The sequence below is a fragment of the Paenibacillus sp. CAU 1782 genome, assembly GCF_054551715.1.
This window is the reverse complement of the sequence record NZ_JBTOLL010000001.1, coordinates 1,646,501-1,661,651: the sequence shown is the minus strand read 5'-3', so window position 1 is coordinate 1,661,651 and position 15,151 is coordinate 1,646,501. Positions and strand designations below refer to the sequence as shown.

Genomic DNA, 15,151 nt, shown 5'->3' with positions numbered 1-15,151 from the left:
AAACAGATTTATTGTATCATAGATGCGAAACTTTTTCATGAAATGACAACCTTTTTTGCACACGGAACGTCTGGTGTATGTTAACATATAAAGATAATGGGAATACAGAGAAATAGAGAGAGGTGCTACTTTGAAAATATCGACGAAAGGCCGTTACGGCCTCACAATTATGATGGAGCTTGCAGCCAAATTTGGCGAAGGACCAATATCGCTTAAAAGCATTGCAGAAAGAAACAGCTTGTCCGAGCATTACCTGGAGCAACTGGTTGCTCCGCTTCGCAACGCGGGACTTGTAAAAAGCATTCGCGGCGCATACGGCGGCTATATTTTGTCGAAGGATCCTGCGCAAATTACATCCGGAGATATCATTCGCATTTTGGAAGGGCCGATTTCCCCTGTTGATTTTACGGAGGAAGACGATCCGGCAAAGCGTAATCTGTGGCTTCGCATTCGCGATAGCATCGCGGAAGTGCTTGACACAACTACGCTTGAAAGCTTGATTGCTTACAAGGAAGAAGAACAAAAAGATTCCTACATGTTCTATATCTAGGCGGCGACAGCGATGAGAAGATATTATTTTGACCATTCGGCGACAACGCCGATGCATCCAGAGGTTGCCAAAGCTATGCTTGAAGTGATGCAGGGGCCGGGCGGCAACGGCTCCAGCACGCATGCCTTCGGACGGGCTGCAAGAAGCAGGATTACCGCTGCGCGGGATACTGTTTCGGCAGCCCTTGGCTGTAAATCAAGCGAACTGATGTTCACGTCCGGAGGGACGGAAAGCGACAACACCGCGTTGATCGGCGCTGCCCGGGCGCAGCGCAAGCGCGGCCACAGCCATCTGATTACTTCTGCTGCGGAGCATCATGCTGTGCTGCATACCTGTCAGTGGCTTCGCGACGAAGAAGGTTTTGAGCTTACGATATTGCCTGTTGACGAGTTCGGCTTGGTAGAGCTTGATAAGCTGAAAGAAGCATTGACTTCGAAAACCGCGCTTGTCAGCATTATGCATGGCAACAACGAAGTCGGCTCGTTACAGCGCATTGAAGAAATCGGAGAACTGGTTTCCGCATCGGGCGCGGTATTCCATGTTGACGCGGTTCAGACCTTGGGCTGGATTCCTTATTCCTTAAACCGTATGCCTGTTGATTTGATGAGCTTCTCTGCTCACAAAATCAATGGGCCGCAAGGCGTTGGAGCGCTCTATGTCTCTTCGGGGGTTCACCTGGACCCTCTGCAGCATGGCGGCTTGCAGGAAAGAAAACGCCGGGCGGGAACCGAAAACGTAGCAGGAATTGTAGGTTTTGCAAAAGCAATTGACATTTCTGTGAACGAAATTGAAAATAAGAAACCTTTTATGGACAAACTTCGTATGAGATGGATAGAGATGCTTACAGAGGGAATAGGCCCCTCGGGGGTTGTTGTCAACGGCCATCCGGATTTGCATCTGCCTCATATTGTCAATATTAGTTTTATCGGCATACCGACCGAAAGCATGCTGATGAATCTGGATATGGCGGGAATAGCGGCTGCAAGCGGCTCTGCCTGTACGTCGGGCTCTCTCGAAAAGTCGCATGTGCTGAAGGCAATGGGGGTTTCTGACGAAAGACTGGATTCTGCAGTAAGATTTAGCTTTGGATTGGGGAATACTTTGGAGGAACTGGAGCAAGCGGCGCAAATCGTTATTGAAATTGCGGGCCGCCTGTCCAAGCAACGATAGGAGGTCCCTCCAAAGTGATCAAACTTCAACAGTTGATCGGACTGCCCGTTCTGGCCATCCATTCCGGCAAATGCGTCGGGACGGTGAAGGATGCCTGGTTTGACGAGCATTGGCGGTTGAACGGACTTATACTGGAATTTGCCAGATGGTTTGCGTTTAAAGTCAGGGCAGTGGAATGGAGCGATATTTTAACCTGCGGCGAGGACTCCGTTATTATATCCGGAGAAGGCGCAGTTAAGGTGATGAAGCCTAAGCAGGTCAAGCGCGCATTTTATTCCGGAATCGTCAAGCTGAAGGATCTGCCGGTTATAACGGTGCATGGCGTTCAGCTTGGAGCCGTAAGCGATGTTTATTTTTTCCCGTTTCAGGGTACACAAATAGTAGGCTATGAGCTTACTGACGGTTTTGTTTCGGATCTGATGGAGGGGCGGAAGTGGCTGAAGTCGCCGAGTGATCCGGATGACGTATTGCTCGGGGAAGACGCGATTATTGTTCCTGCTGTCAGTGAAGCGGAATTGGAGCCTGTCGCAGCTTCCAATTTCAAGGGATAGGGAGACATGTATATGATGAGATGTCCAAATTGCAACTCAAAAGATATCGGAAAGATTGGTTCCCATCAATTTTATTGCTGGGGCTGCTTTATTGAGTTGACGGTAAACGGGGAAAAAATGTCGGTATACCAGGTTGAAGAAGACGGCACGTTAAGCTCGCTTGACGATCTGTTCTTTGACGATGAAATCGCTCATACGGAAACTCACAGTCATTTAACTTAAATTGACTTGTTAATTAACGTTATTTAACCATTTACAGAAAACCCTCTCTGATTCGCGATAGCGAGCTAGAGGGGGTTTTTGAGTCTTCGTATAATGGCTGACATACAAGACTAAGTCAATGCTTCTCTGCCCAGTTCAGATGGGCATTAAACCGGAGCTGCTTCAGTTCGGCAGCGCTTAGTTTAGGAAGGGAAGCTTCGGTTTCCACCAACACGAGCCTGGAATCGCTATTCCACCCAACCTTTGCTCCAAACGTTTCAAGCACGATTCGCGCCGGGATATACGTAAAGCCGTTGCGAATGACTGCTGGCGTGCCTAATTTTTGTCCCTTGCCGTTAACAAGAGCTGTCTCTGAACCAATAGTCAGCTTGATTTCACCTCCGTCTTTGCTTGCTGTAACGACACGGTTCACGGGATCCCAGGCAATTCTAGCGCCGAGCTTCGTTAATAATTCGCGGAACGGGACAAGCGTATTTTCGTTTTCGATAATGGGTTGATTGGTCAAATCAAGCAACTGATTGTTCCAGACGATAGCGGCCTTGTAGCCGGTTTTGCCAACCGGCACGACTTGATCAATGAGCCATGGACTTGCGGGAGGCATAGCCCTTGTCTCGGGGTTGCCCAAATAATCGACCCATTCGCCGGTATTGGCGTCAATAAACGGACCTGAGCCTGTATAAAAAACGGGAATTCCTTGCTTAGGGACAAAAGTGTATTCGGCCGTGGCGTTGCCCTTGCCATCCGGTCTGAACACCATTTCCACATCGTATAGGGACAATAATCTCATTTTTGCCAGTTTGACGCTGTAATCAGGGGAGTCGTCAATGCCCGTTGTAGTTTGGGTCGTCGTTTCGCTGATGCCGCTGAAGGCATAAACCAGCCGCTTATTGCTATCTTCAGTCCAGCTCAAAATAGGTTGGAACTTCTCGAACAGTCTTGCCTCCGCTTCCTGAATAGTACCCAAATTTTGCGGGATACTATAATTGGTTTTCGTCCAGGTTAGCTCATGGCCAGCGACGTCGCCATTCATGCGGTTAATCCAGACATACAATTTGTCGGGTGTTCGTCCGTTCTGGTATGCGCGATGTAGGGGGACGGTATGTAAATCCCTGTTCACCCAGCGGAGGGAATATTCCGATTCCTGAATGACGGTGTCCATCCATTGCTGATGGTCAAAAGGCCAGCTTTGCTGTTCCGCATATTGAATAGCGATATCAATGGCTTGAGCGTAACTGACCTTTTCGTTTGAAGTGTGTGATGGGGGAGCCATGAGATCCCCGCTAACGCTGTCTGCATTAAGGCTTTCCTTAAGAGCAATCAGCTCGCCGTCGGATGACCGAAGTTGGACAGTTCCTTCTTGAACATTACCGCTGCCATTTGAATAAAGATAATGGATCGACCAATTGTCTCCGCCTGCTTCGGGAGCGTTCGACACAATTTTGGCATCCTCGGGGATCAGGCCGTATTTTTTGGCCCGCGCGAGAGCATCGTTTCCATTGGCAAGCTTGGCGTTTTCCAGCTTCGTTGCGACCTCGGCGGCATAGGAAGCGGGGACAATAAGCGAGGCAGAGCCTCCAAAGGCAATGGATGCCGCGAGCAAGCTTTTGGCCAGAACGGCAGCGCCTTTTGGGATAAAACGGCCGTGAGTCGTTGTCTTCAACTTGGATCACTCCTGAAAAAATAGAAATATCTAACTTCTTATAAAGACGATTCCCAGGAGTGAAAGTTGCGTTTTGGCGTTGGGAGTACAATGGTAGGAGAATCCGCAAAGCAGGAGCCTTCGATTAAAGAATGACCGCAATGGCGCAGGATTTGGGGCGTCATGAGTGCTGTCATCAGCGTTTGGGTAATGCCGTTTTTTCCTTTACAATAAATTAATATGACAAAAATCAAAAAAGGGTCTTGTATTTTTCGTGTACGTCTGTTATTGTAAAACCTGTGATTTTGGAAAGCCGATATATCAATATGAGATGGATCTTTCCAGCAAATAACTTTGACCACTCCCACAAGGACGTTAAGGCCATACGGACAGCCGGGTCAAATGCCGATTGGCAACTTTAGTTGCCTTATTGATTGAGTTAAAAGCTCAAATTTTATAAGTTGGTTACTTTACAACCAGTGCATCTGCACATCAACTTGTGAAACGGTCAATAAGAGTGGTAAAGGCGAATTATTTGCTATATAGACTCTGATCCCAATATTGATATACAGTGAGAAGCTTTCCGTCAAAGGGACCTTCATGTTCTTTTGATTATGGAATTGTGAGCTTTTTAATATTGTATATCAAAGCAAGTGTGATGCGCGAATATGCCATTTTGCACTTGTTTTTTTGTTGCGAAAATTACGGTGCACGCGGCACGGGATGAAAAAATTGAAAAAATCCAACCAAAGTCAGGAGAATGAAACCATGGGAAAAGTACTAGTCATTGGCGCCGGCGGCGTCGCATCCGTAGCGATTCATAAATGTGTTCAAAACAGCGAAGTGTTCGAGGAAATCTGCATCGCAAGCCGTACCAAGTCCAAATGCGACGACCTGAAAGCAAAGCTTGACGGCGGCAAAACAAAAATCACGACGGCTCAAGTCGATGCCGACAATGTTGACGAGCTGATCGCTTTGATCAACGAAGTAAAACCGGATCTTGTCATGAACCTGGCGCTTCCTTATCAGGATCTGACGATCATGGACGCTTGCCTGGCGACCAAAACGCATTACATGGATACAGCAAACTACGAGCCGAAGGATACGGCAAAATTCGAATACAGCTGGCAATGGGATTACAAAGAGCGCTTCGAGCAAGCCGGCATTACGGCGCTGCTGGGCAGCGGCTTTGACCCAGGCGTAACAGGCGTATTTTCCGCTTACGCGCTGAAGCACTATTTTGACGAAATTGAATATATCGACATTCTGGACTGCAACGGCGGCGACCATGGCTACCCGTTCGCAACCAACTTCAACCCTGAGATCAACATTCGCGAAGTATCCGCTAACGGCAGATACTGGGAAAAAGGCGAGTGGATCGAAACCAAGCCAATGGAAATCAAACGCGAATACAACTTTGCGGAAGTTGGCCAAAAAGACATGTACCTGCTGTACCATGAAGAGCTTGAGTCGCTTGCAAAAAACATGCCTGGCCTGAAACGCATCCGTTTCTTCATGACCTTTGGCCAAAGCTACCTGATGCACCTTAAAGCTCTTGAGAACGTGGGCATGACTTCCATCGAGCCAATCGAATTCGAAGGCCAACAAATCATTCCGCTTCAATTCCTGAAAGCTGTTTTGCCTGACCCGGCTTCCCTTGGACCGCGCACAGTGGGCAAAACAAACATCGGCTGCATTTTCAAAGGCAAAAAAGACGGTCAAGACAAGACGTATTACGTCTACAATGTATGCGACCACCAAGAGTGCTATAAAGAAGTAGGTTCCCAGGCGATCTCGTACACGACTGGCGTACCGGCCATGATCGGAGCAGCAATGATTCTGACAGGCAAATGGAACAAACCAGGCGTTTACAACGTGGAAGAGTTCAATCCAGACCCGTTCATGGAAGAGCTGAACAAATGGGGCCTGCCATGGGTAGAGGATTTCAACCCGGTTCTCGTAGACGAACTGCCTGTAGAAGTAAAAGAATCGGAGCTTGTTCGTTAAGATGAAATTTGAGGAACTTCCGACGCCGTGTTTTGTTGTTGACGAGGAGCTTATTGAAAAAAACCTAAAAATCCTGAACGGCGTTATGACGCGTACCGGTGCAAAAATCGTTTTGGCGCAAAAAGCCTTTTCCATGACGGCAATGTATCCGTTGATCGGTCAATACTTGAGCGGAGCAACCGCAAGCGGGCTGTACGAGGCCCGTCTAAGCTATGAGGCAATGGGCAAAGAAAACCACGTCTTTGCTCCCGCCTACCGTCAGGATGAGATAGACGAAATTATTTCCATCTGCGATCACATTATTTTCAACTCCTTTTCGCAGCTGGAGAAATTCAAAGAAAAAGCGCTGAATGCAGGTAGAAAAGTCGGTCTGCGCATTAATCCGGAATGTTCCACGCAGGATGGGCACGAGATTTACGATCCGTGCTCCCCTGGCTCCCGATTCGGCACCAAAAGCGAAGATTTCCGTCCGGAACTTCTGGACGGCGTAACCGGACTTCACTTCCATACGCTGTGCCAGCAAAATTCTGACGATCTGGAAACGACGTTAAACGCCGTAGAAGAGAAGTTTGGACAATGGCTGCCGCAAATGGAATGGATTAATTTTGGCGGCGGTCATCATATTACGCGCGAAGATTACGATATTCCGAGATTGGAAACTTGCATCAAGCGCATGCAAGATAAATATGGTCTGGCCGTCTATCTGGAGCCTGGCGAAGCCGTTGCGCTGAATGCCGGCTACTTCGTAACATCCGTGCTGGACCTGCACAAAAACGGCATTGATATCGCCATCCTGGATACGTCCGCAACGTGCCACATGCCAGACGTGCTGGAAATGCCTTATCGACCGCCGCTCTACGGCTCCGGCGAGCCGGGAGAAAAGCCTTACACTTACCGTCTGGGCGGTCAAACTTGCCTGTCAGGCGACGTAATCGGGGATTACTCCTTCGACAAGCCGCTCCAGTGCGGCGACCGTCTGGTATTCGGCGACATGGCGATTTATTCCATGGTAAAAACTAACACGTTTAATGGCATGCCTCTGCCTGCCATCGCGATCCAAAGAAAAAGCGGCGATTGCGAAATTATTCGCCAATTCGGCTACAGCGATTTTAAAGAAAGATTGGCCTAATCGAACAGCCCCTTGCAGAAGGAAAACACAATTTCCATCTGCAAGGGGCTTTTTTTGCATAAGTCGCTATTTTTAGTTGAAGCTTCGTATGGTTTCAATCACACGAAAAAGTTCTTCTTTAAGAGGTTCCGCCAACGTAGCGGCAAATTGCGTGCTTAGATGAAATTTGTCGCGATAGACGACCACATTGTCAATGACAGCCTGACAGGTCTGATCGTCACAGAGGTAATCAGTCATATCTGCAAAGTAGACGTTATCGGGCAATCCCTCTGTATTTGCCCAAGGAAGATCAGCCGATAAAACCTCGTCTCTTGGCACGGAGCAATCATCCCCGCTGTACATTTCAACGCAGGAAGGCACGTCCTTAGGCATGGACGGCGTGTCTCTCACGGCAAAAATCGTTGTGATCCCCTCGAATTTTTTCCACATATCAACGTAACCATCCGGTATGGAGTCTTCGCGATCGACGTTGGCCGTAGTCATTAGCACATCGGGAGGATTTTCAAGCATCGCTTCCGCCGCAAGCTCATTCCATTCCATGCAGGTATCGGATAACCTCCCGCCAAAATCATCAGTCGTGAACCTGCAAGCATCTTTATTGTATACATCGATTCTTAGCTTGGATTCTTCAGCAAACTGCTCCAGAGCAGGAAACCAGTGTCCCGCGCGCGACCCGCCGACAAGAGCGATGATGAAGTCCGGGTTGTTTGTTTCACCGTAGGAGCACATCTTCATGCCGCTGCTTTTCATGCCGACGTAACAGACATCCTTGTAAAAGGTCGGCATTGTCTGAATATCGGCCAAGGAGGCAGATAACGAAGATGAAGCGGGATCGCCTTCATCATCCGATTGCTGCTGAAAAACGGACTGAACTGCTGCCTGTTCTTGCGAGCGGTCGGCATACATGCTCCAAGAGAGGTTTGCAAGAATAACCGGAAGCGCAAACGCAGCCAATAGAAATACGAGTTTTGTGTTGGATTGGCGAATGGATAGATTTCGAATAGGCGATTCCACAATTCGGGTCGTAAATAAGGATAGAACAAACGTTAGCAAAAGAATGCTGATTCCCGCCGGTATCGAAACGTCATCTTTCCTGAAATAGACCAAATAAAAGAGCAGGAGCGGCCAATGCCATAGATAGAAGGCATATGAAATACTGCCGAAAAACAAAAACGGCTTGGAGCCCAAAAGTCGCACGACTCCAAATCCAGAGCTGTTTTCAGCTGAAATAATGATAAACATCACACCCGAAATGGGAAGCAGCGCCGCATAACCCGGGAACACGGTGGACACTGGCAAAATGATGCCGGTTAGCGCAATGATGCAAAGGCCGATCCACCCCAATGTGGTGCCGATCGGTTTGCGCAGAGTCACATAAGGCAGCAGCAGCGCGACAATGCCGCCCAAACTAAACTCCCAGACACGCGCGAATGTATCGAAATAGGCCCAGGGCTGATTGATAGAAGTTATGTAAATCGAATAAGTGATCGATGCGGCAAAAATAGTCAACAATACAGCTAATAATGTTTTGCGCGGAGGCGTTTTGAGCCATTTGACCGCCATAATAAAGGAAGTATAAATAACAAGGGGCCAAACGACATAAAACTGGCCTTGAATGGATAAAGCCCAAAAATGCTGCAGCGGGCTTGCTTCATTATGTTGGGCCAGGTAATCGACAGCATCCAGTGCAAGGTTCCAGTTCTGAAAATAAGAAGCGGATGAAAACACTTCCGAAATAATTTGTCTCCATTGCACTTGAGGCAGAACAAAAAACGAAGCAAGCGTAACAAATAAAAGGATGATAAATGCATTTGGAAATAATCGTTTGCCTAATCCTAATAGATATTCAAAAAAACGAATGTGCCCCTCTTTCTCCATTTTTGATAAAAGAGATGTTGTAATTAAATAGCCCGAAACAATAAAAAAGACATCTACGCCGCCCGAAACGGAACCAACCCAGATGTGATAAACAGCCACTAGCATTGCGGCTACCGCCCGAACGCCTTCCAATTCGGGGCGGAATTTTTTGATGCCGGCCTTTAAATCGCCGGAACTGCTTGAACTCACTGCGGCTCACCCAATTCTGATAAATTTTGCACATTGACATACAACCAATTCGCCAAAAAGCGACGGTTTCCTGCTATATGTCCTAAAGAACAACCGCTTTGCCGACCCGAAGGAGGACAAAGCGGTTGTGATTTTCTTATATAATCGTTTCCAGATTGGCGGCAAGCTGGCGCAATGGGGGGATGGATGATTACGCCAACTTGTACATATACTGAACTATGTTTGCCGCGCGGGGGATTCGCGAATACTGGTTAAATGCCGTCGCGCCCGGAGTTGATGCCGCAAATCGGCAGACAGCGCGGAAGAGGGTTCAGGGGGTGACAGTGTGGAGCGTTTTACGGGAAACCGGCTTTTTGTATGGCTGGTATACTTGATTCTTGGCCTTATCGCCATTTATTTTCTATTGCTGCTAAAACCGTTGATTGTGACGGTATACGCTTTTTTGAAGGCCGTGCTGGGACCATTTGTAATTGCCATGATTATTTCTTACGTGCTGAATCCCATTGTTTCACTGCTGCATGAGAGGCGGGTGCCGCGGACCATCGCTGTGCTGCTGATCTATGCGGTGTTTTGCGCCGTCATTACCGTTTTGCTGCTGAATTTGATTCCTATGCTGGTGGGCCAAATGCAGGAGCTTAACCGCCATTTGCCGGAGCTGTCCATGCGCGCCCAAAGTATCGTGACGGACATTAACAACACGTCGTTTCTTCCCGGCAGCTTCCGCGACGGGGTGAGCAAAATGCTGATTGGCATCGAAAAATCGGCTTCGGAAGCGCTGCTTGGATTTGTCAATAATATCGGCGCTGTGCTAAACGCTGTTTTCATTGCTTTTATCATTCCGTTTTTGGCTTTCTACATATTAAAAGACTTTGAAGTGTTCGAGCGGGCCGTCATCACTTATGTGCCGAGGTCGCACCGCAAAAATACAGTCAGGCTGCTGAAGGATATCGACCATGCGTTAGGCAGCTATATCCGGGGACAGTTTCTGGTGTGCCTCATCGTTGGCGTTCTGGCGTATTGCGGTTATCTCATTATCGGCATGCCTTATGCGCTGCTGTTGGCCAGCATTGTGGCGATTACCAACATCATTCCTTATCTGGGGCCGTTTTTCGGCGCAGCGCCGGCGCTGCTTATGGCCTCCACCATATCGCTGAAAATGATGATTCTGGTGGCGGTCGTCAACACGCTGTGCCAGATCCTGGAGGGCAATGTCATATCGCCCCAGGTTGTTGGACGAACGCTTCATCTGCATCCGCTCCTTATTATTTTCGCCCTGTTGGCGGGAGGGGAGATTGCGGGTATTCCCGGCATGATTCTTGCCGTTCCGATTTTTGCGGCGTGCAAGGTCATCATCCAGCATATGTTTGCGTATTACGTCCGCAGAAAGATCATTTGACAGCTTTCGCGGCTGTGGCTATAATTTTGACTATATGCAATAAAGGTAAAAACGTTGACGAAATGAAGTAAGCCATTGCCCAACAGACAGAGAAAACGCTTCTGCGCGGAAGCCGTGTCCATGGTCTTCCTGCGTTGGTTGAGAGAGCGTTTATGATGAAGAATGGCCGAAAGCTCTTTTCGGAGTGTGAACGAACTTCACCGGCTGGACCCGTTATCCTCCAAGAAGGCGATTCTGCGATCAATAGCGCGGAATAACCAGGGTGGTACCGCGAATCTTTTCGTCCCTGTCTTTGACAGGGGCTTTTTTTATGCCTTAATTTAATCAGGGGGGAATTAAAAATGAAAGCAAGTGAAATCAGATCCAAATGGCTGGCGTTTTTTGAAAGCAAAGGCCACAAAATCGAACCAAGCGCATCGCTGGTGCCTCACAATGATCCGTCCCTGCTGTGGATCAACGCCGGCATGGCGCCGCTGAAGCCTTATTTTGACGGACGCGTCGTTCCTGAAAATCCGCGGATTGCCAATTCGCAAAAATGCATTCGTACCAACGATATCGAAAATGTCGGAAAAACTCGCCGTCACCATACCTTTTTTGAAATGCTGGGCAACTTCTCTATCGGCGATTATTTCAAAGAAGAGGTTATTGCATGGGCATGGGAATTTCTGACGGATAAGAAATGGATCGGCTTTGATCCCGAGCGCCTGTCCGTTACGGTTTACCCTGAGGATGAAGAAGCATTCAAATACTGGAATGAAATAATCGGCCTGCCGGAAGAGCGCATATATAAGCTGGATGAAAACTTCTGGGATATCGGCGAAGGCCCATGCGGACCTTGTACCGAAATCTTCTACGATCGCGGTGAAAAATACGGTGATTTGTCCGATCCGGAATGCTGGCCGGGCGGCGAAAACGAACGTTTCCTGGAAGTATGGAACCTCGTATTTTCGCAATTCAACCATAATAAGGACGGCAGCTACACGCCGCTTCCTAACAAAAACATCGATACGGGCGCTGGACTGGAGCGTTTTGCATCCATTCTGCAAGATGTGGATTCCAACTTCGACACCGACCTGTTCCGTCCGATCATCGACCGTACCTGCGACATTGCCGGCGTGACGTATAAGGCTAATGAAGATGCCGATGTTGCTTTAAAAGTAATCGCGGACCACATCCGGACGGTTGCGTTTGCTGTAGGCGACGGTGTGTTGCCAGGAAACGCTGGACGCAATTACATTATTCGCCGTTTGCTGCGCCGCGCGGTGCGCTACGGCAAGAAGCTTGGCATCGACCGCCCGTTCCTGTACGAGCTGACTCCGGTTGTTGGCGAAGTAATGGGTGTTTATTACCCTGAAGTGGTTGAAAAACAAGAGTTTATCGAGCGTGTTATCCGTACGGAGGAGGAGAGCTTCCACAAGACCTTGTCCGAGGGTCTTGTCCTTCTTTCCGAGCTGGTCAAAAACGCGAAGTCGGAAAACAAAGCAATCATTGCCGGTGCCGACGCTTTCAAGCTGTACGACACCTTTGGTTTCCCATTCGACCTGACTGAGGATTTTGCTTTGGAGCATGGCATGACTGTCGATCGCGATGGATTCGACGCCTCGATGGAAGAGCAGGTCAAGCGGGCCCGCGAAGCGCGTCAGGACTCAGGCAGCATGAAGGTGCAGGGCGGGCCACTGGCTGAAATTACGGATAAAAGCGAGTTTGTTGGCTATAATGAATTGGTAACTGAATCCAAAATTATCGCTATGCTGCTGGATGAAGAGCTGAGCGATATTGCCGGAGAGGGCAGCCGCGTAGCGCTGCTGCTGGACCGTACGCCTTTCTATGCCGAAAGCGGCGGACAAATCGGCGACAAAGGCACCATTTCGGGCGAAGGTTTTGTCCTTCAGGTCGAGGACGTGACCAAAGCTCCGCATGGCCAAAGCTTGCATCATGCGATTGTTGTTTCCGGCACTGCAGTTTCGGGAGCGGCAGTCAGCGCTGTGGTTAATCGCTCGCTGCGCGAGGATATCATTAAAAACCATACGGCGACGCATTTGCTGCACAAAGCGCTTAAAGAAACGCTGGGCGAGCATGTTAATCAGGCGGGATCGCTTGTTGAAGCCGAGCGCCTGCGTTTCGACTTCTCCCACTTCGGCAGCATTACGCAGGAGGAATTGGCGGCAATCGAGCTTAAGGTTAATCAGCAAATCTGGCTGGGCATAGATGTTGTCATATCCAGCAAGTCGCTGAATGAAGCCAAAGCGATGGGCGCAATGGCGCTGTTCGGCGAAAAATACGGCGATGTGGTGCGCGTAGTGCAGGTAGGCGATTACAGCCTGGAACTTTGCGGCGGCTGCCATGTCGGCAACACTTCGCAAATCGGCTTGATCAAGCTGCTTGGCGAAAGCGGAATCGGCTCCGGCGTTCGACGTATTGAGGCCGTAACGGGCAAACATGCTTATACTTTCTTTGAACAGCAAGGAGAACTGCTGAAGCAAGCGGCTGCATTGCTGAAATCGGGCGTTAATGATGTGCCGAAGCGGATTGAAGCCTTGAACGCCCAACTTCGCGAGTCGGCTCGCGAGAATGAGTCGCTGCAAGCAAAGCTGAGCCATATCGAAGCAGGCTCGCTGGAAACTCAAGCAATCAAGGTTGGAGAAATTTCGATTCTGTGCGCCCGCGTAAACGCGCCGTCCATGGATGCGCTGCGCAACATTGTGGACGAGCTGCGTCCGAAGCTGCCTTCTAGCGTTATCGTGCTTGGCGCCGTTCAGGACGATAAGGTTAATCTGGCGGCGGCCGTTTCGGCCGATCTGGTCAAGAAAGGCCTGCACGCCGGCAAAATTATTAAAGAAGCCGCTCAAAAATGCGGCGGAAACGGTGGCGGACGCCCTGATATGGCTCAAGCCGGAGGCAAGGATGTTTCTAAACTTGACGAAGCCTTGAAACTTGCGGAAGAACTGGTTATCGCAGGTGCGAATGTGATATAGTAGATTCAAGCCATACAACTTTTAAGACGGTTTTTGGAAAGTGAGGTGCTGTTGATGAGTTCCATGGACCAAACAATGAAGTTTAACGTGAAGGCGGAGGGGGAGGAAGCTTCTTCCGGGGACATTCTTCTGAAGGTGCACGAAGCACTGCTGGAGAAAGACTACAATCCAATCAACCAGATCGTTGGGTATTTGCTGTCCGGCGACCCCGCGTATATTCCGCGGCACAACAACGCCCGAAGCTTGATTCGCAAGAAAGAACGGGACGAATTGATTGAGGAACTGGTCCGGTTTTACCTGAAGCACAACAATGAACGACGTTAGGAGCCGGGCAAGGGATGAGGGTAATGGGACTGGATTACGGCGACCGTAATATCGGTGTTGCTGTCAGCGATGCTTTTCGCTGGACAGCCCAAGGATTGACGGTTGTTGAGCGAAGGCGCGACGAAGGTGAATTCGATGCTTTGGCGGAACTTGCGAAGGAGCACGAAGTATCCGAGGTTGTCGTTGGCCTTCCAAAAAATATGAACGGCTCCGTAGGCCCGCGTGGCGAAATTAGCATAGCCTTTGCCGAACAGCTCGGACAGAGGCTGGGTATACCTGTTCACCTTTGGGATGAAAGGCTGACGACGGTTGCTGCAGAGCGGACGCTGCTGGAAGCGGATGTCAGCCGGAGGAAGCGAAAGCAAGTGATCGACAAGATGGCGGCAACGCTGATCTTGCAAAATTTTCTCGACTCTAAAACGAAAAGGTGAGGGTAGATATGACAAAGGACGACGTTCAGTATGAAGAGCCGGAAATCATTTATATTCCGGACGAGAAAGGCAATGAAGAAGAATTCGAGGTCATCATGAAGTTTGAAGTTGACGGATCGGATCAAAAATATATGATGGTTGTTCCACTTATCAGCGAAGACGAAGAAGAAGACGAGGTATACGCCTTCCGTTATGAAGAGGACGGCGACGACCTCAAGCTTTATACGATCGATGATGAAGAAGAGTGGAGCATGGTAGAGGAGACGTTTAATACGCTTCTTGCCGAGCTGGAGGAAGAAAATTAATGACCAATGCAAGTCAAGGATCTCACAACCATGCTGAGTCTACGCTCCTGAGGGATGCTTTCGGCCCCTATGTGGAGCTTGAAACCGATGCGGGAGAGGAAACGTTTCATATCAAAGCGGAATTTTATATCGGCGATGTTCTTTATGCCGCGCTGCAAAGCAAAGCAATGGTCAAAGAAGACGAGCTGGAGTTTTTCCGCGTAGTTGAAGAAAATGAAGAGTTTCATTTGGAGAGCATCGAGGATGACGAGGAATGGGAGACGGCTGCTGAAGCCTATGACGACCAATTTTTTGGCGATGGCGAACAGCCATAGACCAGGCGGCATGGACAGGCAAGCTTCCATGTATTATGATAAAAAGGCCTTGTAAGCAATAATGCACGATG

General features: G+C 49.1%; 14 protein-coding genes. 12 read left to right on the top strand and 2 right to left on the bottom strand.

Annotated features, from left to right (window positions below; genetic code table 11):
• Positions 1–130 precede the first annotated feature (130 nt).
• The 4 genes from cymR to ACX93W_RS07940 are packed head-to-tail and all read left to right on the top strand — an operon-like array spanning position 131 to position 2,493.
• Positions 131–550, top strand: a complete 420-nt coding sequence (gene cymR, locus ACX93W_RS07955) for a cysteine metabolism transcriptional regulator CymR (RefSeq protein ID WP_459391758.1) — start codon at positions 131–133, stop codon at positions 548–550.
• 12 nt (positions 551–562) lie between these two features.
• A complete protein-coding gene (locus ACX93W_RS07950; RefSeq protein ID WP_459391757.1) occupies positions 563–1,720 on the top strand; it encodes a cysteine desulfurase family protein in 1,158 nt (385 codons plus the stop codon).
• Between the two features lie 14 nt (positions 1,721–1,734).
• Positions 1,735–2,271 carry a PRC-barrel domain-containing protein gene (locus ACX93W_RS07945; RefSeq protein WP_459391756.1) on the top strand — a complete coding sequence of 179 codons (537 nt, stop codon included), beginning with the start codon at positions 1,735–1,737 and terminating at the stop codon, positions 2,269–2,271.
• 12 nt (positions 2,272–2,283) lie between these two features.
• Entirely contained in the window at positions 2,284–2,493 is a 210-nt protein-coding gene (locus ACX93W_RS07940; protein WP_459391755.1) for a hypothetical protein, read from the top strand.
• A gap of 115 nt (positions 2,494–2,608) precedes the next feature.
• On the opposite strand, the gene ACX93W_RS07935 is transcribed toward ACX93W_RS07940, so the two are convergent.
• On the bottom strand, positions 2,609–4,153 hold the full coding sequence (locus ACX93W_RS07935; RefSeq protein WP_459391754.1) for a copper amine oxidase N-terminal domain-containing protein: 1,545 nt from the start codon (positions 4,151–4,153) through the stop codon (positions 2,609–2,611).
• A 747-nt stretch (positions 4,154–4,900) separates the two neighbouring features.
• Here ACX93W_RS07935 and ACX93W_RS07930 point away from each other — a divergent pair.
• Both ACX93W_RS07930 and nspC read left to right on the top strand, forming a co-directional pair.
• Entirely contained in the window at positions 4,901–6,139 is a 1,239-nt protein-coding gene (locus ACX93W_RS07930) for a saccharopine dehydrogenase family protein (RefSeq protein ID WP_459391753.1), read from the top strand.
• 1 nt (position 6,140) lies between these two features.
• Positions 6,141–7,268 (top strand): carboxynorspermidine decarboxylase, encoded by a 1,128-nt coding sequence (gene nspC, locus ACX93W_RS07925; protein ID WP_459391752.1) that lies wholly within the window; start codon positions 6,141–6,143, stop codon positions 7,266–7,268.
• A gap of 72 nt (positions 7,269–7,340) precedes the next feature.
• Here nspC and ACX93W_RS07920 read toward each other — a convergent pair whose 3' ends face one another.
• Positions 7,341–9,335, bottom strand: a complete 1,995-nt coding sequence (locus tag ACX93W_RS07920) for an acyltransferase family protein (protein ID WP_459391751.1) — start codon at positions 9,333–9,335, stop codon at positions 7,341–7,343.
• A 325-nt stretch (positions 9,336–9,660) separates the two neighbouring features.
• Here ACX93W_RS07920 and ACX93W_RS07915 point away from each other — a divergent pair, with 325 nt between their 5' ends.
• The 6 genes from ACX93W_RS07915 to ACX93W_RS07890 all read left to right on the top strand — a co-directional run bounded on the left by ACX93W_RS07915 (position 9,661) and on the right by ACX93W_RS07890 (position 15,080).
• Complete coding sequence (locus tag ACX93W_RS07915; protein WP_459391750.1) at positions 9,661–10,731, top strand: AI-2E family transporter; 1,071 nt, start codon at positions 9,661–9,663, stop codon at positions 10,729–10,731.
• A gap of 341 nt (positions 10,732–11,072) precedes the next feature.
• Positions 11,073–13,706 (top strand): alanine--tRNA ligase, encoded by a 2,634-nt coding sequence (gene alaS / locus ACX93W_RS07910; RefSeq protein WP_459391749.1) that lies wholly within the window; start codon positions 11,073–11,075, stop codon positions 13,704–13,706.
• Positions 13,707–13,760: 54 nt separating this feature from the next.
• Positions 13,761–14,030, top strand: a complete 270-nt coding sequence (locus ACX93W_RS07905) for an IreB family regulatory phosphoprotein (protein ID WP_459391748.1) — start codon at positions 13,761–13,763, stop codon at positions 14,028–14,030.
• A 14-nt stretch (positions 14,031–14,044) separates the two neighbouring features.
• Positions 14,045–14,461, top strand: coding sequence for a Holliday junction resolvase RuvX (gene ruvX / locus ACX93W_RS07900; protein ID WP_459391747.1), 417 nt, complete (start codon positions 14,045–14,047; stop codon positions 14,459–14,461).
• A gap of 8 nt (positions 14,462–14,469) precedes the next feature.
• A complete protein-coding gene (locus ACX93W_RS07895; protein ID WP_459391746.1) occupies positions 14,470–14,766 on the top strand; it encodes a DUF1292 domain-containing protein in 297 nt (98 codons plus the stop codon).
• Complete coding sequence (locus ACX93W_RS07890; RefSeq protein ID WP_459391745.1) at positions 14,766–15,080, top strand: DUF1292 domain-containing protein; 315 nt, start codon at positions 14,766–14,768, stop codon at positions 15,078–15,080. The genes ACX93W_RS07895 and ACX93W_RS07890 overlap by 1 nt, the downstream gene beginning before the upstream one ends.
• The last annotated feature ends 71 nt before the right edge of the window (positions 15,081–15,151 follow it).